Annotated in this window: 18 protein-coding genes; 14 read left to right on the plus strand and 4 right to left on the minus strand. The window is 53.5% G+C overall.

Going from position 1 to position 18,953, the window contains the following annotated elements; translation table 11 throughout:
* Nucleotides 1–26: 26 nt before the first annotated feature.
* The 10 genes from hemA to J6J28_RS03715 all read left to right on the plus strand — a co-directional run bounded on the left by hemA (nt 27) and on the right by J6J28_RS03715 (nt 10,320).
* Complete coding sequence (gene hemA / locus J6J28_RS03670; RefSeq protein ID WP_301719967.1) at nt 27–1,292, plus strand: glutamyl-tRNA reductase; 1,266 nt, start codon at nt 27–29, stop codon at nt 1,290–1,292.
* Between the two features lie 15 nt (nt 1,293–1,307).
* Nucleotides 1,308–2,399 (plus strand): peptide chain release factor 1, encoded by a 1,092-nt coding sequence (gene prfA, locus J6J28_RS03675; protein ID WP_301720792.1) that lies wholly within the window; start codon nt 1,308–1,310, stop codon nt 2,397–2,399.
* Nucleotides 2,399–3,292: a peptide chain release factor N(5)-glutamine methyltransferase gene (prmC, locus tag J6J28_RS03680; RefSeq protein WP_301719968.1), complete on the plus strand. Its 894-nt coding sequence runs from the start codon at nt 2,399–2,401 to the stop codon at nt 3,290–3,292. Before prfA ends, prmC begins: the two co-directional genes overlap by 1 nt.
* Complete coding sequence (locus J6J28_RS03685; protein ID WP_418055161.1) at nt 3,292–3,897, plus strand: response regulator; 606 nt, start codon at nt 3,292–3,294, stop codon at nt 3,895–3,897. The genes prmC and J6J28_RS03685 overlap by 1 nt, the downstream gene beginning before the upstream one ends.
* On the plus strand, nt 3,894–4,271 hold the full coding sequence (locus tag J6J28_RS03690) for a SirB2 family protein (protein ID WP_301719969.1): 378 nt from the start codon (nt 3,894–3,896) through the stop codon (nt 4,269–4,271). Before J6J28_RS03685 ends, J6J28_RS03690 begins: the two co-directional genes overlap by 4 nt.
* A 13-nt stretch (nt 4,272–4,284) precedes the next feature.
* Nucleotides 4,285–5,103 (plus strand): tetratricopeptide repeat protein, encoded by an 819-nt coding sequence (locus J6J28_RS03695; RefSeq protein ID WP_301719970.1) that lies wholly within the window; start codon nt 4,285–4,287, stop codon nt 5,101–5,103.
* A 45-nt stretch (nt 5,104–5,148) separates the two neighbouring features.
* The gene (locus tag J6J28_RS03700; protein ID WP_301719971.1) at nt 5,149–6,399 is read left to right on the plus strand and encodes a DUF819 family protein; all 1,251 of its coding nucleotides are present in this window, start codon (nt 5,149–5,151) and stop codon (nt 6,397–6,399) included.
* A 12-nt stretch (nt 6,400–6,411) separates the two neighbouring features.
* Nucleotides 6,412–7,260: a 3-deoxy-8-phosphooctulonate synthase gene (gene kdsA, locus J6J28_RS03705; RefSeq protein WP_301720793.1), complete on the plus strand. Its 849-nt coding sequence runs from the start codon at nt 6,412–6,414 to the stop codon at nt 7,258–7,260.
* Nucleotides 7,261–7,350: 90 nt separating this feature from the next.
* Nucleotides 7,351–7,986 carry a TetR family transcriptional repressor PsrA gene (psrA, locus tag J6J28_RS03710; RefSeq protein ID WP_301719972.1) on the plus strand — a complete coding sequence of 212 codons (636 nt, stop codon included), beginning with the start codon at nt 7,351–7,353 and terminating at the stop codon, nt 7,984–7,986.
* A 30-nt stretch (nt 7,987–8,016) separates the two neighbouring features.
* Nucleotides 8,017–10,320, plus strand: coding sequence for an acyl-CoA dehydrogenase (locus J6J28_RS03715; protein ID WP_301719973.1), 2,304 nt, complete (start codon nt 8,017–8,019; stop codon nt 10,318–10,320).
* 30 nt (nt 10,321–10,350) lie between these two features.
* On the opposite strand, the gene ettA is transcribed toward J6J28_RS03715, so the two are convergent.
* Entirely contained in the window at nt 10,351–12,015 is a 1,665-nt protein-coding gene (gene ettA / locus J6J28_RS03720; RefSeq protein WP_301719974.1) for an energy-dependent translational throttle protein EttA, read from the minus strand.
* Between the two features lie 124 nt (nt 12,016–12,139).
* On the opposite strand from ettA, the gene glyA reads away from it, so the two are divergent.
* From glyA to ribBA, 4 genes are read left to right on the plus strand one after another with little or no spacing between them, the layout of a single operon-like run.
* Nucleotides 12,140–13,396, plus strand: coding sequence for a serine hydroxymethyltransferase (gene glyA, locus J6J28_RS03725; protein ID WP_301719975.1), 1,257 nt, complete (start codon nt 12,140–12,142; stop codon nt 13,394–13,396).
* Nucleotides 13,397–13,434: 38 nt separating this feature from the next.
* The gene (gene nrdR, locus J6J28_RS03730) at nt 13,435–13,884 is read left to right on the plus strand and encodes a transcriptional regulator NrdR (RefSeq protein WP_301719976.1); all 450 of its coding nucleotides are present in this window, start codon (nt 13,435–13,437) and stop codon (nt 13,882–13,884) included.
* A gap of 14 nt (nt 13,885–13,898) precedes the next feature.
* A complete protein-coding gene (gene ribD, locus J6J28_RS03735; RefSeq protein WP_301719977.1) occupies nt 13,899–15,014 on the plus strand; it encodes a bifunctional diaminohydroxyphosphoribosylaminopyrimidine deaminase/5-amino-6-(5-phosphoribosylamino)uracil reductase RibD in 1,116 nt (371 codons plus the stop codon).
* The gene (gene ribBA, locus J6J28_RS03740; RefSeq protein WP_301719978.1) at nt 15,011–16,135 is read left to right on the plus strand and encodes a bifunctional 3,4-dihydroxy-2-butanone-4-phosphate synthase/GTP cyclohydrolase II; all 1,125 of its coding nucleotides are present in this window, start codon (nt 15,011–15,013) and stop codon (nt 16,133–16,135) included. The genes ribD and ribBA overlap by 4 nt, the downstream gene beginning before the upstream one ends.
* Here the strand turns inward: ribBA and J6J28_RS03745 are convergent.
* The 3 genes from J6J28_RS03745 to J6J28_RS03755 are packed head-to-tail and all read right to left on the minus strand — an operon-like array spanning nt 16,110 to nt 18,953.
* A complete protein-coding gene (locus J6J28_RS03745) occupies nt 16,110–17,003 on the minus strand; it encodes a ketopantoate reductase family protein (RefSeq protein ID WP_301719979.1) in 894 nt (297 codons plus the stop codon). The two genes, ribBA and J6J28_RS03745, sit on opposite strands and share 26 nt — an antisense overlap.
* On the minus strand, nt 16,996–18,351 hold the full coding sequence (locus tag J6J28_RS03750) for an AmpG family muropeptide MFS transporter (protein WP_301719980.1): 1,356 nt from the start codon (nt 18,349–18,351) through the stop codon (nt 16,996–16,998). The genes J6J28_RS03745 and J6J28_RS03750 overlap by 8 nt, the downstream gene beginning before the upstream one ends.
* An 11-nt stretch (nt 18,352–18,362) precedes the next feature.
* Nucleotides 18,363–18,953, minus strand: coding sequence for a peptidylprolyl isomerase (locus J6J28_RS03755; protein ID WP_301719981.1), 591 nt, complete (start codon nt 18,951–18,953; stop codon nt 18,363–18,365).

Below are 18,953 nucleotides of genomic sequence, written 5' to 3' on the forward strand. Positions count from 1 at the left end.
TGCCAGAGGCTCGCTTACTTTTCATTATGACTATTTTTGCACTCGGTGTTAACCATAAAACCGCTTCGGTCGATTTGCGCGAGCAAGTGGCCTTCTCTCCCGAGCAGCTGCATCAGGCGCTACCCGCTTTGCGTGCGCAGACTGGCGTGCGCGAAGCCGTCATTGTTTCGACCTGTAATCGCACCGAGATCTACTGTCATGCCGACAGTGTTGATGGTCCTTCGGTAGATTTACTGCTGGGCTGGTTAGCAGGTTATCACGGGGTGTCCGCAACCCAGTTGCAGGAACACAGTTATTGTCATACCGACGCGGAAGCTATTGAGCACTTAATGCGGGTGGCCAGTGGACTGGACTCGTTGATCTTAGGCGAGCCGCAGATCCTCGGTCAGGTCAAACAGGCGTACCAGTTCGCCAAGAACCAAGCCAGTGTGGGCGGGATTCTGGAGCGTTTGTTTCAACAGACTTTTCATATTGCCAAGCGGGTGCGCAGTGAGACGGCCGTGGGTGAAAATGCCGTTTCCGTAGCTTTTGCTGCGGTCAATCTGGCGCGGCATATTTTTGCCGAGCTGCAACAGGCCTCGGTGCTGCTGGTCGGTGCCGGTGACACCGCCGAGCTGGTGGCGCAACATCTGACTGAGATAGGAGTGAAACGCCTCTCTGTCGCGAACCGAACGCTGATGCGCGCCGAAACCGTTGCCACTAAATTTGGTGGTCACGCCCATACCCTGGGTGAACTGCCGGAGCTGTTGCCGCAGGCGGATATCGTCATCAGTTCCACGGCCAGCACCTTGCCGATTATCGGTAAGGGCTTGATCGAAAGTGCCCTCAAACAACGGCGGCGCCGCCCGATGCTGTTGATTGATTTAGCTGTGCCGCGTGATATTGAAGCACAAGTGAATGATCTGAATGATGCGTATCTGTACAGTGTTGACGATTTACAGGGCATTATTCAGGAAAATCTGCGCAACCGGGAAGAGGCGGCAAGCCAGGCGCAGACAATGATCGCCGAGCAGACACAAAATTTTATGAGCTGGTTGCGGACGCTGGATCATGTCGATGTATTGCGCGACTTTCGTCAACAGACCGAGCGTCTGGCGCAAGAGCAAATGCAGCGGGCGTCGAATCAGTTGGCCGCCGGGAAGCCAGCGGACGAGGTGTTAGCAGAGTTGACCCAGCGTCTGACCAATCAGTTTTTACACGCACCCACGCGGATGATGCGTGAGGCCGGGGCAAAAGGTGACTACCAGACTTTGGCCTTATTTCAACAAATCTATAATGACGATAACGACTAAGGTTTCTGCGCAATGATGAATCCTTCCATTACCCGCAAACTTGAAGCTTTGCTGGAACGCTATGAAGAAGTTCAGCACTTACTGAGTGATGCGGGCGTAATTGCCGATCAAGATCGGTTTCGCGGCTTATCGCGGGAATACTCACAGTTAGAAGAATTGGTAAAATGTTTTCGCGATTATCAACAAGCCCAGGAAGACGGGCAGGCAGCGGAAGAGATGCTGGCCGAAGATGACGCAGAGATGCGCGAGATGGGGCAGGCCGAACTTGAAACGGCCAAAGCCCGGCAAGAGCAACTGGAGCAGGAGCTACAGATCCTGTTGCTGCCCCGCGATCCCAACGATGACCGCCCGTGTTATCTGGAAATTCGTGCCGGTGCCGGCGGTGATGAAGCAGCGATTTTCGCGGGTGATTTGTTTCGCATGTACAGCCGTTACGCTGAACAGCATGGCTGGAAAGTCAGCATTGTTAACGCTAATGAAGGTGAACACGGCGGCTACAAAGAGGTGATTGCTCACATTTCCGGTGATGGGGCCTACGGTCGTATGAAATTTGAATCTGGCGGCCATCGCGTGCAGCGGGTTCCGGAAACCGAATCCCAGGGACGTGTGCATACCTCCGCCTGTACGGTTGCGGTGTTACCGGAAGTGCCGGAAGCCGAAGCCATCGAGATCAACCCGGCGGATTTACGCGTTGATACTTTCCGCGCCTCAGGTGCCGGTGGTCAGCACGTTAACCGTACCGATTCTGCGATCCGTATTACCCACTTACCATCAGGCTTTGTGGTTGAATGTCAGGATGAACGTTCACAACATAAAAACCGCGCCAAAGCGATGTCAGTGCTGCAGGCCCGGTTGCAACAGTACGCCGATGACAAGCGTCGGCAGGAAGAACAGTCCACCCGCCGGAGTCTGGTCGGTAGTGGCGATCGCTCTGAGCGCATTCGCACTTATAACTATCCGCAGGGCCGGGTCAGCGACCACCGTATCAATTTGACCTTATACCGCCTGGAAGAGGTCTTAAACGGTAGCTTGGATCTGATTCTTGACGCTATTGTGCAGGAACATCAGGCTGACCAGCTGGCAGCGCTGGCTGAGTCGCAGGGCTAATGACGACAGCGCATCCGGTGCAGTCAGTGCGGGCGGCGTTAGTTTGGGCGCGCGCGCAGCTGGATGCCAGCGCGTCACCAGCTTTAGATGCAGAAGTGCTGCTTGCGCACGTCCTGCAACAATCGCGAACCTATCTGCACACCTGGCCTGAGCGCACGCTGAGCAGTGCTGAGCACGCTCATTTTCTCGAACTCACGCGCGCGCGCGCGGCGGGTACTCCGATTGCCCATTTGCTGGGCAGTCGTGAATTCTGGTCCCTTGAGTTGCTGGTGAACGACAGTACCCTGATCCCCCGACCTGATACTGAAGTGCTGGTGGAAAAAATACTGCAACTGGGGTTACCAGAAGGTGCCCGGGTGCTGGACCTTGGCACGGGTACTGGCGCGATCGCACTGGCGCTGAAATCCGAACATCCGGATTGGCAGCTGACGGCTGTGGATCAGTCAGCAGCTGCGGTAGAGCTTGCTAAAACCAACGCCGAACGCTTGCAGCTCGAGTGTGAAATTCTGCAGAGTGACTGGTTCAGTGCCTTGACCGCCACTCCAGCCGCGGATTTTGACTGTATTGTCGCCAATCCGCCTTACATTGCAGCGGATGATCCGCATTTGCAGCAGGGCGATGTGCGGTTTGAGCCTGCCACTGCGCTGGTCGCCAGTGACAACGGCTTTGCCGATTTGCAGCATATTATTACGGCCGCGCGGCGCTATTTAAAAGCTGGCGGCTGGCTGGTGCTTGAGCACGGCTGGCAACAAGCGGCGGGATGCCGCGAACTGCTGCAGGCGGCCGGCTATGAAGCTGTCGCCAGCGGCAGGGACTATGCTAATCTGGAACGGATGAGTTTCGGACAGTGGTGTGACGCCAGCAAGGTCACAAGTGAAAAGGGAGGCAGTTGATGATGTCGAGTGATTTTATTTTCGCCAACGAACCGCTGGAACCTGCGAAAGAAGATAAGCCAAGCTCCAGGACAAAATGGAAACTGCTCATCGTTGATGATGAAAAAGAAGTGCATGCAGTGACACGGCTGGCGCTTATGGATGTGGTCTTCGAAGATGCAGGGTTGGAGTTCATCAGTGCTCACTCACTGGCCGAGGCCAAGCAGCAAATCGCGCAGCACCCAGATCTGGCCATCGCGCTACTGGATGTGGTCATGGAGACTGATGACGCCGGTTTACAGGTTGCTAACTACATCCGCCACGACTGCAATAACCGTAGCACACGAATTATTTTGCGCACTGGCCAGCCCGGTCAGGCACCAGAGCGCGCAGTGGTCATGAATTATGATATCAATGACTACAAAGCCAAGACTGAACTGACCTCACAAAAATTATTTACCAGCGTCATGTCGGCATTGCGTTCGTATCGTGACATTATGCAGGTCGAGCGCCAACGGCAACGACTCCAGCGACGCTTAGATAAGATGAATGACCTACTCAAACACAATTATCCGCAAGCCTGGCAAGCGGTCCAACAACAACAGCAAGAAGAGGACAACCCGTGATTCCATTTGAAGCTTTGAAGCATCTGCACGTCACTTTTGTAGTGCTAAGTGTGTTATTATTCGTGCTGCGTTTTTTCTGGCGGTGTATTGATGCCAGGGTCGCGCAGCAGAAGTGGGTCAAGATTGTCCCGCACGTTATCGATACTCTGTTGCTGCTGACCATCATTGGTATGTTGCTGCATTGGCAGCAATGGCCATGGCAAACCGCCTGGTTAGCGAACAAAACATTAGGCTTGTTCGGCTATATCGTATTTGGCTTAGTGGCCATGAAGGCAACCACCCCAACTTTCCGTTACGGTGGTTTTATCATCGCTTTGGGTTGGATTGGCTTCCTGTTTCACGTGGCCTTTTCAAAACAAGCTCTTATAGGTTAAAAAATAGGATTCTATGCAGTTTTCGTACCTTGAACATGTCGACCATGAGTTACTCCCCACCATAGAAATTCTGTGGGAAGTGAGTCGTGTCTTCCATACTGACAGTGATCACTATGTCAGTTCTTTTTATCAGCAACTCAGCGCCTTAAAGGAGAGTCCTGAGCTGGCGGATAAAGAGGGCAGTGAACGGTTACGGGAACTGTGTAAGCAATTTTATTTACAACTGGGCTTTAGTAAGGCGCCAGAACCGCTGTTGAGCAGCAAACGTGTGTTGCTCGATCGGGCTATCAGATTACGTACTGGTGAGCCTTTGACGCTGGCGCTGCTGCTGCAGGAGGCCGCGTCTTATCATGGTCTGGTGCTCGAGCTCATCGATTTTCCGGGGTATCCGCTGCTGCGTTTTGATCATGACCAGTGCAGCTACTTTGTTGACCCTGTCAATGGCGAAATGTTGCTGGACCAGCAGGTGCAGCAACGATTTGAAGATGCTGTTGAAGAAGAGGACGATGAAGAGGACTTCAGTTGGGAAATGCTGGAAACTGCCGAGCAGAAAGTCATTGTGGTTCGCTATTTATCGGAGCTTAAGCATGCGTTCATCACTGACCGCCGTTTTGCTGATGCCCTGACAACGGTGCATATGCTGCTTGCGGTGTTACCCGATGACCCTTACGAAATCCGGGATCGCGGCTACATTCTTGAAGAACTCGACTGTAACCACGTGGCGGTTGACGACTACCAGTACTTTGTCGAACAATGCCCTGATGATCCCAGTGCTCAATTATTGCGCTTACAACTAGAAAACTGGACCACGCCGCAAACGGTTTTGCACTAATCCCGTGCGTCTTAACATCCACAAAAATAAGAATAAGAGGTAGTCGTGGAAGCAACTCCTTTAATTACCAATGATGGTGTGATTTTCGGCCTACTGGCCGTTATCCTGGGGGCAATTTTCTATACCCAGCAGAGCGGTCACTCGTTCTGGCAGAAATTTTATAAATGGGTTCCGGCACTGTTATTGTGCTATTTCGTGCCCTCGCTACTGAATACCTTTGGTGTCGTTAATGGTAGTGAAACCGGCATCTATCCGCTGGTCATGAGCTATCTGCTGCCCGCCACTTTGGTGCTGTTAACCCTAAGCCTGGACCTGAAAGCCATTGCCCGGCTTGGACCAAAGCTGATTATATTATTCCTCACCGGTACCGTTGGTATCGTGATCGGTGGCCCGATTGCCTTACTGCTGGTTTCCATCCTATTCCCTGAAATGCTGGGCGGAGCAGGTCCTGATGCGGTCTGGCGCGGCATGACGACCATTGCCGGCAGCTGGATTGGCGGTGGTGCCAACCAAGCCGCAATGAAAGAAGTTTACGAAGTCGGCGGTGAGATTTTCTCGGCGATGGTGACCGTTGATATTATCGTTGCCAACCTGTGGATGGCGGTTTTACTCTACATGGCTGCCAACAGTAAAACCATTGACACCCGCATCGGCGCTGATACCAGTGCCATCGAAGCCATCAAAGAGCGCGTGGAAACCTTCGAAGCTGAGCACCGTCGCGAAGCAAAACTACCTGATTACGTGTTTATTCTGGCCGTAGGTTTCGGTGTCGCCGGCATTGGTCACTTAGGTGCTGATATCATCGCACCTTATATTGCTGATAACGTTCCGGCACTGGTTGATTTCAGTCTGGATAAAAAATTCTTCTGGCTGATCGTGATTGCGACCACCCTTGGCGTAGCTTTGTCCTTCACTCCAGCACGCAAACTTGAAGGGGTAGGCGCGTCGAAAATTGGTTCGCTCTTTGTTTATATCCTGGTCGCTACTATAGGTTTGCACATGGATGTCAGCGCCATTGTTGAAGTTCCTAAGTACTTCCTGATTGGTGCGATCTGGATGCTGATTCATGCTGGCCTGATGTTGTTGGTGGCACGCTTATTGAAAGCCCCGGTGTTTTACATGGCGGTTGGCAGCCAGGCGAATGTCGGCGGTGCCGCATCAGCTCCTGTGGTGGCGTCTGCTTTTCACCCATCATTGGCTCCGGTAGGGGTATTATTAGCGGTGCTGGGTTATGCACTAGGTACTTATATGGCCTATATTTGTGGGCAAATCCTTCGTGTCATTGCCACCGGCTAAGGAATTATTGTGATCAATACGCAAGTTATCAAAATCGGTGACGTGCAAGTGGGAAACCACTTGCCGTTTGTGCTCTTCGGCGGCATGAATGTCCTTGAATCAAGAGATCTGGCAATGCAAGTGGCTGAACATTATGTTGAAGTCACCCAACGCCTTGGTATTCCTTTTGTTTTCAAAGCATCTTTTGATAAAGCCAATCGTTCTTCCATCCACTCCTATCGCGGACCTGGAATGGAAAAAGGATTGGAGATCTTTGCTGAGATCAAACAGACCTTTAACGTACCGATTATTACCGACGTGCATGAACCCTATCAGGCCAAGCCGGTCGCCGAAGTCGCTGATATTTTGCAACTTCCGGCGTTCTTAGCACGGCAGACGGATCTGGTCGTGGCGATGGCGGAAACCGGTGCAGTGATTAATGTGAAGAAACCACAGTTTCTTGCACCTCAGGAAATGCGGCATATTTTGAAAAAATTTGCCGAAGCTGAGAATCGCAAGGTTATTTTGTGCGAGCGCGGCAGTTCCTTTGGTTACAACAATTTAGTCGTGGATATGCTGGGTATGGATGAGATGCGCCAGATGGCACCGGTAATGTTCGATGCAACGCATGCATTGCAGCGACCAGGTGGCCGCGCTGACTCAGCTGATGGCCGCCGGGCGCAAGCAGCAGTGCTGGCGCGTTCGGGAATGGCGCTGGGGTTAGCGGGGCTGTTTATTGAAGCTCATCCGGATCCAGATCAGGCAAAATGTGACGGACCCTGCGCTCTGCCGCTCAGTAAACTTGAACCCTACCTGCAACAGATGCAGGCAGTGGACGAGTTAGTCAAAAATTTCGCCGAGCTCGATACCTCGACGAGTTAACAAAGAAGCTGGTCAGATCCTTGCACCGTTGCCTGACATGCTATAAATTAAAACGCATGTTTAAAATGGATGTTCCAAACGGCGGTGAAGATGGCTAAGCGCATCACAACCCAAGAAAAAATTCTAAATGCTGCCGAGGCCTTGTTCGCAGAGCAGGGCTTCGAGCAAACCTCCTTACGTCAAATCACAACCGAAGCAGCGGTCAATTTAGCTTCAGTGAATTATCATTTCGGTTCCAAGAAAGCGCTGATTCAGGCGGTGATGGCGCGCTATCTGGAAGTCTTTATGCCTGCGTTACGGACGCAACTAGAAGACCTCGGCGCCAAGGGCAGCTTCACTACGCGCGACGTTTTTGATTGTTTCCGTACGCCGCTGAGCGAATTGCGGCAGGTGCGCAAGCATGGTCCGACTCTGTTCCTGAGCTTGCTGGGCTTTGCCTATGCGGAAATTCAGGGACATCTGCGGCGTTACACCATGGAACACTTTGGTGATGTGATGGCGCTGTTACTGGATACCTTGCATCAGGCGAATCCAAAATTAAGTCCCGTAGATATGTTCTGGCGTCTACACTTTGTGTTGGGCGCGACCGTTTTTGCTCAGGTTTCCGGTCCGGCGTTGCGGGAAATCGCTGCAGCCGACTTCGGTGAAGCCGTGGCCGCCGATCAGGTGATTGATCGATTGATTCCATTTTTAGCTGGTGGCGTTGACGCCACCACCGCTGAGTAGCATTCAAAGTACTAAGTACGAGGGTAGGTTATGGAAATTCTGATTCTTTTAGTCGTCGCTGTAGTACTGCTTTTTGCAGTAAAAGAGATCCGCCGTAGCCTGATCAGCCGGCCGATGTTTGGCTTCTTTAAACGCGTCCTGCCGCCGTTGTCTGACACCGAGCGTGAGGCTATGACCGCAGGTGACGTGTGGTGGGATGCAGAGCTTTTCAGTGGGCGGCCGGACTGGCACAAATTCCAGCAGGCGGCGCCGCCAAAGTTTACCGAAGCTGAACAGGCTTTTATTGATAACGAACTGGAAACCTTGCTGGCGATGCTGGATGACTTCAAGATCGTTCAGCAAGATTGCGATATGCCCAAAAAAGTATGGGATTACATTCGCAAAGAGAAATTTTTCGCGATGATCATCGGTAAAGAGTTTGGCGGCCTGGATTTCTCTCCGGCGGCGAACTCGCACATCGTCTCCCGCATTGCCACGCGTTCCATCAGTGCTGCGGTATCGGTGATGGTGCCCAACTCACTGGGTCCAGGCGAACTCCTGACCCATTACGGTACGGACGAGCAGAAAAAGTATTGGCTGCCACGCCTGGCAGATGGCACGGATATTCCTTGTTTTGCGCTCACCGGCCCGGAAGCTGGCTCGGATGCCGGGGCAATCCCGGATACCGGTATCATCTGTAAAGGTGAGCACGAAGGTAAAGAAGTTTTAGGTATCCGGCTGAACTGGGACAAACGCTACATCACGCTGGCACCGGTCGCTACGGTCGTAGGGCTGGCGTTCAAGCTGCACGATCCTGAAGGTTTAATTGGTGACAAAGAAGATATTGGGATCACCTGTGCACTGATCCCTGCAAACCATGAGGGTGTTACGACCGGTGATCGTCACTTGCCACTGAATCAGGCCTTTATGAACGGTACCACGTCAGGGCAAGATGTTTTCATCCCACTGGATTGGATTATTGGTGGTAAGGACTACGCAGGTAAGGGCTGGCGCATGCTGATGGAATGCTTGTCGGCAGGCCGCGGTATTTCTTTACCGGCGCTGGCCACGGCGACCGGACACATGGCGCAACGTATGACCGGTGCCTACGCTTATGTAAGACAGCAGTTCGGCTTGCCGATTGGCAAGTTTGAAGGGGTCCAGGAAGCTATGGGGCGTATCGGTGGGACCAATTACACCATCGAATCCATGCGGCGACTCACCGTAGCTGCGTTGTGTGAAGGCAAGAGCCCGTCAGTGATCACGGCGATGACGAAATACCATATGACGGAAATGGGCCGTGAGGTCATTGAAGCGGCCATGGATGTGCATGCTGGTAAGGGCATTCAGCTGGGTCCGAAAAACTACCTTGGTCATGGTTACATGGCTACCCCGGTATCCATTACCGTTGAAGGCGCGAATATACTGACGCGTAACCTGATGATTTTTGGCCAGGGCGCGACGCGTTGCCATCCCTACGTGCTCAAAGAAATGGACGCGGCCGCCAACCCTGATGAAGAGCAAGGCTTAAGAGATTTCGATGAGCTGCTGCTGAAACACATTGGTTTCGCCGCCAGTAACTTCTTTGGTAGCTTCTGGATGGGGCTGACTGGAGCGCGCTTTAATTCCAGTCCAATCAGTGGTCCTACTGCTCGTTACTATCAACAGCTGACACGCATGAGCCGCGCTCTGGCGCTGACTGCAGACGCAGCAATGCTGATACTGGGCGGTGACCTGAAGCGCAAAGAAATGCTGTCAGCGCGGCTGGGAGATGTCCTCAGCCACCTGTACATGGCTTCTGCGGTACTCAAGCGTTACGAAGACGACGGTCGTCAAAGTGGTGATCTGGTTTACGTGAATTATGCATTGCAACATCACCTGCACGCCATCGGTGAAGCCTTCGACGGATTCTTCGCAAACTTCCCCAACCGCGTGATTGCCTGGGGCTTACGCGTGGCAATTTTCCCGTTAGGGATTCATTACAACGCTCCTGCGGATGAGCTGTTGCAAGGCATTGCCGACAGCATGATGGAGCCGGGCGTCACCCGTGACCGCCATACCTTTCTGTGTTACTGGAAAGATGATCCTAAAGATATGACCGGTCATATGGAACTGGCATTTACCGCTATGAAAGCACACGAGAGTGTCTACAAACGCTTGCAGAAAGCTGAGAAACGTGGCGAGATTGCGCCTAATCTGGCCGGCGACGAGCTGGTGAAAGCGGCGCGGAAAGCGGACATTTTAAGTGCCGACGAGGCGAAGAGTCTCAAGCAGGTAGAGAAACTGCGGATTGCGGCGATTGCCGTGGATCAGTTCGCACCAGGGACCCTGGAAAAGAGAACGTTCGCTAAGTAGCGAACGTTCTTTTCGGGTCAGGGATGACCGTTAGCCAATCGGTTTATAACGCATGCGGTGCGGTTGCATCGCTTGCTCACCGAGGCTCTGTTTCATATAAGCTTCGTAATCCGTGTAGTTACCTTCATAGAAGTTAATCTGGCCTTCGTCACGGTAATCCAGGATGTGCGTCGCGACGCGGTCGAGGAACCAACGGTCGTGCGAAATCACCATTGCTGAGCCCGGGAATTCGAGTAAGGCTTCTTCCAGTGCCCGCAGGGTTTCTACATCAAGGTCGTTGGTTGGCTCATCGAGCAGCAACAGGTTGCCGCCAGCTTTTAACAACGCTGCCAGGTGCACCCGATTACGCTCACCGCCCGACAACTCACCAATGCGCTTCTGCTGGTCGTTACCACGGAAGTTGAAACGACCGACATAAGCGCGACTGTTGATTTCAAAGTTACCAATGCGGAGGATGTCCTGACCGTCGGAAATTTCCTGCCAGACGGTATTTTTGTCATTCATGTTGTCGCGGAATTGGTCGACACTGGCGAGCTGCACAGTTTCGCCAAGTTCAACCGTACCGCCGTCCGGCTGCTCTTTGCCGGTGATCATACGGAACAGCGTTGATTTACCCGCACCGTTGGGACCGATAATGCCGACAATGGCACCTTTTGGCACACTGAAGCTCAAATCATCAATCAACACGCGACCATCGTAAGCTTTCTGCAAGTGTTCAACCTCAAGCACCTTGTCACCCAGGCGTGGACCCGGCGGAATAAACAGCTCGTTGGTTTCGTTACGCTTCTGATAATCGCCACTTTGCAGTTCTTCAAAGCGCGACATCCGGGCTTTACTCTTCGCCTGCCGGCCTTTCGGATTCTGACGCACCCATTCCAGCTCCTGCTTGATGCTGCGCTGACGGGCTTTTTCGCTTTTCTCTTCCTGCTCCAGACGTTTTTCTTTTTGTTCCAGCCAGGAGGAGTAGTTGCCTTCCCACGGAATGCCGTAGCCCCGGTCAAGCTCCAGGATCCAGCCGGCGACGTTGTCGAGGAAATAGCGATCGTGGGTAATGGCAACGACAGTACCATCGTATTCGTGCAAGAAGGTTTCCAGCCAGGCTACGGACTCAGCATCAAGGTGGTTGGTCGGTTCATCGAGTAACAGCATGTCCGGCTTGCTGAGCAACAAGCGGCAGATAGCTACGCGCCGGCGTTCACCACCAGAGAGGACACTGATTTTGCTGTCCCATGGCGGCAGGCGCAGTGAGTCAGCAGCACGCTCAAGAATATTGTCCAGATTATGACCGTCTTTGGCTTGAATGATAGCTTCCAGCTCGCCCTGACGTTTTGCCAGAGCATCAAAGTCAGCATTCTCATCGGCATAGGCAGCATAAACTTCATCAAGCTCCGTTAATGCATTTTTAACTTCAGCAACGGCTTCTTCGACGGTCTCGCGAACGGTTTTCGATTCATCGAGTTGCGGTTCCTGCGGCAGGTAACCAATCTCAATACCGGCTAAGGGGCGCGCTTCACCTTCGAATTCCTTATCGACGCCTGCCATAATGCGCAACAGGGTAGATTTACCCGCACCGTTTAGACCTAACACGCCAATTTTAGCGCCTGGGAAAAACGACAGCGAAATATCTTTTAGGATGGTCTTTTTGGGCGGGACAACTTTACTCACCCGTGTCATTGAGTAGATATACTGTGCCATAGCAGCAACAATTCCTTCGTTCGACTTGAATAAGGCCGCTATTTTAACCCTTAAGTTGGCGTGAACCCAAGTATATTGGTAAACTACGGCGCAAATGATGTCCCGTTTGAAGTCAGGAGCCCCGATGTTAAAAAATGACATGAACATTGCCGATTATGATGCTGAACTCTGGCAAGCAATGACTGGCGAGGTTGAGCGCCAGGAAGAACATATTGAACTTATTGCTTCAGAAAACTATACCAGTCCACGCGTGCTGCAGGCACAGGGCTCCCAGCTGACCAATAAATACGCTGAAGGTTACCCTCACAAGCGTTATTACGGCGGCTGTGAATATGTCGACATGGTCGAGGACCTGGCCATCGAACGGGCCAAACAATTGTTTGGTGCAAAATACGCAAACGTGCAGCCGCATGCCGGTTCCCAGGCAAACTCAGCTGTTTTCCTGGCGTTATTGCAAGCCGGCGATACAGTGCTGGGTATGAGCCTGGCTCACGGTGGCCATCTGACCCACGGGTCGGGCGTCAACTTCTCGGGTAAACTTTACAATGCTGTCCAGTACGGCCTGGACGAGAGCACCGGCGAAATCGATTACGCTGAAGTACGTGCGTTAGCGAAAGAACACCAACCCAAGCTTATCGTCGCAGGTTTTTCTGCCTATTCAGGCGTGATCGACTGGGCGAAGTTCCGCGAGATTGCGGACGAGGTGGGTGCTTATTTGCTGGTTGATATGGCGCACGTTGCGGGGCTGGTCGCTGCCGGTTTGTATCCCAACCCGGTACCTTATGCGGATGTTGTTACCACGACCACGCACAAAACGCTGGCCGGTCCGCGTAGCGGCTTGATTTTGTCTGGTAAAGACGATGAAGCACTACACAAGAAACTGAACAGTGGCGTGTTTCCGGGCAGTCAGGGTGGACCGCTGTGTCATGTCATCGCGGCCAAAGCAGTGGCATTTAAAGAAGCGATGGAGCCGGAATTTAAGGCGTATCAGCAACAAGTGCTGACCAATGCCAATGCCATGGTCAAAGTGCTGCAGGAGCGCGGCTACAAGATCGTCTCCGGTGGCACCCAGAACCATTTATTCCTGGTTGACCTTATCGATAAAGACATCACCGGTAAAGATGCTGATGCAGCTCTTGGTCGTGCCTTTATCACCGTTAACAAAAACTCAGTACCGAATGACCCGCGCTCACCATTTGTGACCTCAGGTCTGCGATTAGGTACGCCAGCGATCACCCGCCGCGGTTTCAAACAAGCTGAAGCGGAGCAGGTCGGTCACTGGATTTGTGATGTGCTCGATAATATCGAAAACGAAGACAAAATCAGCGAAGTGCGTGAGCAGGTAAAAGCCTTGTGCAAACGCTTCCCGGTCTACGGTTAAGTTTGAGCACTACGCACTCTCAGGACTAAGGAACAGCTATGCATTGTCCGTTCTGCGGTACACAAGATACTAAAGTGATTGATTCACGGCTGGTCGCTGATGGCGCTTCGGTGCGTCGTCGGCGCGAATGCAGTGAGTGCAAAGAGCGCTTTACCACTTTTGAAACCGCAGAACTGATCATGCCGCGTGTGATAAAGTCCGACGGCTCGCGCGAGCCCTTTAATGAAGACAAGTTACGCAATGGTTTGCTGCGCGCCCTGGAAAAACGTCCGGTGAGTCTGGAAGCCATGGAGCAGGCCATTCAAAATGTGAAGTCGGCGCTGCGGGCAACGGGTGAGCGGGAAATTACCAGTCAGGTCATTGGTGGGCTGGTGATGGAGAATCTGAAAGCCATTGATAAAGTCGCCTACATTCGCTTTGCTTCTGTTTACCGTGCTTTTGACGACATTCGCGAGTTTGGTGAAGAAATCGCTCGCCTCAACGACTAAGCAGAGGCTCAGGCATGCAGCAGAATGATGCGCAGTACATGCAGCAAGCGCTTGAACTGGCTCAGCGCGGAGCCTTTTCGGTTGCCCCCAACCCCCTGGTGGGTTGTGTGGTCGTGCGTGCTGGCGAAGTCGTTGGCCAGGGCTGGCACGAACGTCCCGGTGAACCCCATGCTGAAGTCTATGCCTTACGTGAAGCGGGCGAGCTCACCCGCGGTGCGACCGCCTACGTAACCCTCGAACCCTGCAGCCATCATGGCCGCACGCCACCTTGCGCTGACGCATTGATAGCTGCCGGACTGGCGCGGGTGGTCATCGCTATGCAGGATCCCAATCCTCTGGTAGCAGGACAGGGCATACAACGGTTGCGCGAGGCCGGTATTGAGGTGACCAGTGGTGTGCTTGAGGCTGCCGCACGGCAACTGAACTGTGGTTTCGTCTCGCGCATGGAACGACAACGGCCGTGGTTGCGGTTGAAAATGGCGATGAGCCTGGATGGCCGTACGGCACTGGCAAATGGCCAGAGTCAATGGATTACCGGGCCGGAAGCGCGCCTCGATGTGCATGCTTATCGGGCTCAGGCTGGGGCGATCTTAACCAGCGCCCGCACCGTAATGATGGACCAGGCACGGATGACTGCACGCCACCCTAAGGCTGAACGGCAACCCTTACGGGTAGTGTTGGATCGACAGCAGCAGTTGCCCGCGGAGCATGAGTTTTTCGCAATCCCCGATCCAGTGTTGCGGGTCGTCGACGGCGAGTCTGACGATCAGGTATGGCCTGCGCACGTCAGCACCTTGGTGTTACCAGCGAACACGGGGCGACTGCCTTTACGGGCCTTGTTTAGTCAACTGGCTGAATTAGAAATTAATGATGTGTGGACCGAATGCGGGGCAGAATTAGCCGGTGCGCTGGTCGCTGCTGAGTTGGTTGATGAATGGATTATTTACGTGGCGCCAAAATTGCTCGGGGATACCAGCCGCGGGGTGTTGCAATTGCCGCAACTGCAGGATCTGGCGCAGGCGCCTCAACTTCGCTACCACAGCTTTACCCAGGTGGGTGATGATTTAAAAATTTGTGCACGGCCGCTTCATGGGAGCGCCGGTGCCGACAGAGGAGAAGTACAGTCGTGACGACCTTAAACAGTGCTGCCGAGATTATTGAAGATATCCGTCAGGGTAAAATGGTTATTTTGATGGATGATGAAGATCGTGAGAATGAAGGCGATCTGATTATTGCTGCCGAGTGCGTAACGCCTTCAGCAATTAACTTTATGGCACGTTTCGGGCGCGGCTTGATTTGTTTAACCCTGACCGAAGAGCGCTGCCAGCAGTTGCAGTTGCCGCTGATGGTTAATCAGAATAATGCTCCTTATGCGACCAACTTTACCGTCTCAATTGAGGCGGCTGAAGGTGTCACTACTGGTATCTCAGCGGCCGACCGAGCTCGCACCGTGCAGGCGGCTGTCGCTGCTGACGCCAAGCCCAGCGATCTGGTGATGCCCGGGCACATCTTCCCGCTTAAAGCGAAATCCGGTGGCGTGCTTAACCGTGCCGGGCACACTGAAGCTGGCTGCGACCTGGCCCGTTTGGCGGGTTTCGAGCCCGCGGCTGTTATCGTCGAAGTGCTGAATGAAGACGGTACGATGGCGCGTCGCCCTGATTTAGAAAAATTTGCCGCAGAACATGACTTGAAGATGGGCACCATTGCCGATTTGATCGAGTACCGTTCACTGACTGAAAAAACCGTGGAGCGTAAAGCTGAATGCCGGCTGCCGACCCGATTCGGTGATTTCGACCTGGTTACCTATCAGGACACCATCGATAAGCAGGTTCATTATGCTTTGATTAAAGGTGACATCAGCGATGCTGATGCAGTCAATGTGCGGGTGCACCTGCAGGATACCTTTAACGATCTGTTTTCGACGGATCGCGCCAGTCAGCGCAGCTGGCCGCTTGCCCATGCGATGGAATTTATTGGTGAGAAGGGCGGTGTTTTGGTGGTCATTGGTCGCGCTCAGACCACCGATGATATTCTTGCTCAGGTGCAAAGTTTTGCGGCAGAGGATCGCGGTGAGAGTAAACCCAGTGCGGCCGCTTCCAACGCGTCGCGCAATGTCGGCATTGGCTCGCAGATACTGGCAGATTTAGGGGTGCATCAGATGCATCTGATGAGTTCGCCAAAACGTTACTCGGCACTGTCAGGCTTTGGTCTGGAAGTGGTCGACTTTATCGAAGATCCCGATCACGACTAAGCTCCAGCACCTGCTGCGCTAAGGCAGCGTTTGCGGGTGCCGTAAGTCCCGCCTCAGCGCTCGCTGAGGCGATAAAACCGTTCAGATAACTAATTTCCGTCGTTCGTCCCAGCCGGTAATCCTGCAACATGGACGAGCGGTTGGCTGCAGTTGCGCTAGCAACCTGCCGGGCATGGTCGATCAGCCTGGCTGCTTCAAGCTCGATGCCCCGCACGGCGGCTAAGGCGACAATTTCCTCCGCAACCTGCTGCCATTGCGCAGCGCTGACCTGCTGTAAAAGCTCGCCGTTACGACAGTGATGCACCACCGTAAAAGGATTGATCAAACAATTTACCGCCAGTTTATGCCAGCGCCGGGTGGCGATGTTGGCGTCCCAGGTCAATGGCGGCAGAGCCTGAGCGAGCTGTTTGCAGAGCTCTTGTGGCTGCGCCAGACCCGCTTGCTGGGTCCCCAGCCAACTTTGCCCATGGCCGGCGTGCACGACCCGATCAAGCTCGCGGTAGGCACCATGGGTGGTGACCCAATGCAAGTCATGGGGCCGCAACAAAGTTGCTTCGTCGTTTAACATGCCGTTGTAACTCAGCACCAGCGTAGATGAACGAAACGCTGGCGATTGGTGCAGCTCGCGCAGCAGCGGTGCGACGTCATACGCCTTGACCGCAGCAAAGATCCAGCAGGCCTGTGTGACTGATCTGGTGGTTGGCAAACGCACTGAATTGTCGCCACAGGTAAGCGTGGTGCTGGTCTTTGCCGGGGCTTCCTGACGTAGTTTCAATTGTACTGGCAAGCCTTGCTCTGCCAGCCGTATCGCCATCAAGCTGCCGATAGCACCTTGCCCAATGACCAGCCAGGGCAGTGCGTTACTCATTGCTCACCTGCTCGGCACTGTTGTCTGCGGTCGGCGCCTGGATCCGGTGCAGCGCTTTACGCAGCAGAATCAGCAGCAGTAAGCCCGGCGTCACCATGACCGCGGTCAGAATAAAGAACAACGACCAGTCGCCATTGAGCCAGTCGACGACGAAGCCACTGTAGGATGACAGCAGAGTTCGGCCGAGATTCCCCAGCGAGGCGAGCAGGGCGTATTGGGTTGCGGTAAACGCCCGGTTGCAGAGTAAGCTGATAAAGGCGACAAAGGCGACCGTCGACCAGGCTCCCGTAAAGCCATCGATGACAACTGCGGCAAGCAACAGATTAGTGTCGGGGCCGACCACCGCAATCCAGGCAAACATCAGATTACTTGCGGCCATGGCGATACCGCCAATCAGCAGGCCGCGCATGGTACCTAAGCGAACGTTCACCATACTGCCGATAATGGCAAAGACGATGGTGACCCACCAGGTGACCATTTTTGAATAAATGGCGATATCGTCATTGGTGAAGCCGACTTCTTTGTAGAAGACGATGCTCATCCGGCCCAGAAAGGCTTCGCCAATCTTGAACAGAAAAATAAAGCTGAGGATGGCGACGGCAAGCTTCCAGCCGGCGCGCATAAAAAACTCTGCGATGGGATCATAAAGCGTGGTTCGGAACCAGTCCTGCCAACGGCTAAACGACTTTAACTCGGCCCGGTAACGCTTCGATTCACGGATGCAGATAACCGCTAAGAACTGTACGGCCAATACCACCGCCATGACTTTGTACGCGGCCTGCCAGTCCCAGGCGGTGCCATCGACTAAGAAGAAGGGTAAGGCGCCCAGACCACTGTAACCTGTCCACCAGCCGGCGGTGGCCATGGCCGCCCCTGCCGATTGCAGGTTACTCTCATGCTGGCCGAAGGTTTCAATCCGAAAAGCATCGATCGCAATATCCTGAGTGGCTGACGCTATGGCGATAAGTAAGGCGCCAAAGGCGACCCAGAACGCGTGTTCAGCAAGATTTAAGCTACTCAGCGCCAGAGTTGCTGCCATTAAGACGACCAGACACAAAGCTAACCAGCTGCGTCGCTGCCCGAGCCAGCGGTGTAGAACAGGAAGCTTGACCCGATCGACAAAAGGAGACCATAAGGCATTCACCGAGTAGGCCACGAAGACCATGCCAAACAGCCCGATTTCACTGCGTGATACGCCGCTTTCCTGGAGCCAGGCGGACAGCATTGAGCCGATCAGAACCCAGGGGAACCCACTCATCATACCAAACAGGAAAATCACCCAGATCCGGGGTTCCAGATAAACATTAAAGTCTTTGTACCAGGGTCGCGTCGACTCAAGTGCTGGCATATCGGGACGCCTTATTGTTGTGGAAGAACTTCGGCGCTAATCAGGACCGGTGGTTCAGCTGGAAAATCACGCCAGCCTGTTTCGGCGTGGTAGGGAAGCGACTCCACTTCGGCGAGTTTGTCGAGGGTCTCATAGCCACTTGCGATCACGCCGAACACGGCATAGCCCCAGCCACCATCAGGATCCAGCGAGGGGTTATCCTTAACGTTAAAGAAAAACTGACGAGTTGCGGTATGCGGATCGTTCTCCCGCGCCATGGCGATGGTTCCGTACTTGTTGGTCAGCCCATTGCCCGATTCGTTGGGAATCGGTGCACCAATGGTTTTGGCACCGAGCTCTTCATCGTAGCCGCCACCCTGAACGACAAATCCAGGCACGATACGATGAAAAATAGTGTTGTTGTAACTACCGATATCAACGTATTTGAGAAAGTTTTTTACCGTCAGCGGCGCGCGATGGCGGTTTAGCTCAATGACGATTTCACCGTGTGAGGTGACAAACTTGACCCGGGGAAAAGGATTATCCGGTTGGATCTCCTGCGCCACTGAGGTTGGCAGTAAAAGGAACAGGCCCATAACCAGGGCAGAGGCAATGCTTTTCAT

The organism is Pseudidiomarina terrestris, assembly GCF_030466375.1.
Lineage (GTDB): Bacteria > Pseudomonadota > Gammaproteobacteria > Enterobacterales > Alteromonadaceae > Pseudidiomarina > Pseudidiomarina terrestris.

Excerpts from the sequence above, each read along its gene's own strand:
- hemA (WP_301719967.1), top strand. The coding sequence starts at position 27 with ATGACTATTTTTGCACTCGGTGTTAACCATAAAACCGCTTCGGTCGAT.
- prfA (WP_301720792.1), top strand. The coding sequence starts at position 1,308 with ATGAATCCTTCCATTACCCGCAAACTTGAAGCTTTGCTGGAACGCTAT.
- prmC (WP_301719968.1), top strand. The coding sequence starts at position 2,399 with ATGACGACAGCGCATCCGGTGCAGTCAGTGCGGGCGGCGTTAGTTTGG.
- J6J28_RS03685 (WP_418055161.1), top strand. The coding sequence starts at position 3,292 with ATGATGTCGAGTGATTTTATTTTCGCCAACGAACCGCTGGAACCTGCG.
- J6J28_RS03695 (WP_301719970.1), top strand. The coding sequence starts at position 4,285 with ATGCAGTTTTCGTACCTTGAACATGTCGACCATGAGTTACTCCCCACC.
- psrA (WP_301719972.1), top strand. The coding sequence starts at position 7,351 with ATGGCTAAGCGCATCACAACCCAAGAAAAAATTCTAAATGCTGCCGAG.
- J6J28_RS03715 (WP_301719973.1), top strand. The coding sequence starts at position 8,017 with ATGGAAATTCTGATTCTTTTAGTCGTCGCTGTAGTACTGCTTTTTGCA.
- ettA (WP_301719974.1), bottom strand. The coding sequence starts at position 12,015 with ATGGCACAGTATATCTACTCAATGACACGGGTGAGTAAAGTTGTCCCG.
- glyA (WP_301719975.1), top strand. The coding sequence starts at position 12,140 with ATGTTAAAAAATGACATGAACATTGCCGATTATGATGCTGAACTCTGG.
- nrdR (WP_301719976.1), top strand. The coding sequence starts at position 13,435 with ATGCATTGTCCGTTCTGCGGTACACAAGATACTAAAGTGATTGATTCA.
- ribD (WP_301719977.1), top strand. The coding sequence starts at position 13,899 with ATGCAGCAGAATGATGCGCAGTACATGCAGCAAGCGCTTGAACTGGCT.
- J6J28_RS03745 (WP_301719979.1), bottom strand. The coding sequence starts at position 17,003 with ATGAGTAACGCACTGCCCTGGCTGGTCATTGGGCAAGGTGCTATCGGC.
- J6J28_RS03750 (WP_301719980.1), bottom strand. The coding sequence starts at position 18,351 with ATGCCAGCACTTGAGTCGACGCGACCCTGGTACAAAGACTTTAATGTT.
- J6J28_RS03755 (WP_301719981.1), bottom strand. The coding sequence starts at position 18,953 with ATGAAAAGCATTGCCTCTGCCCTGGTTATGGGCCTGTTCCTTTTACTG.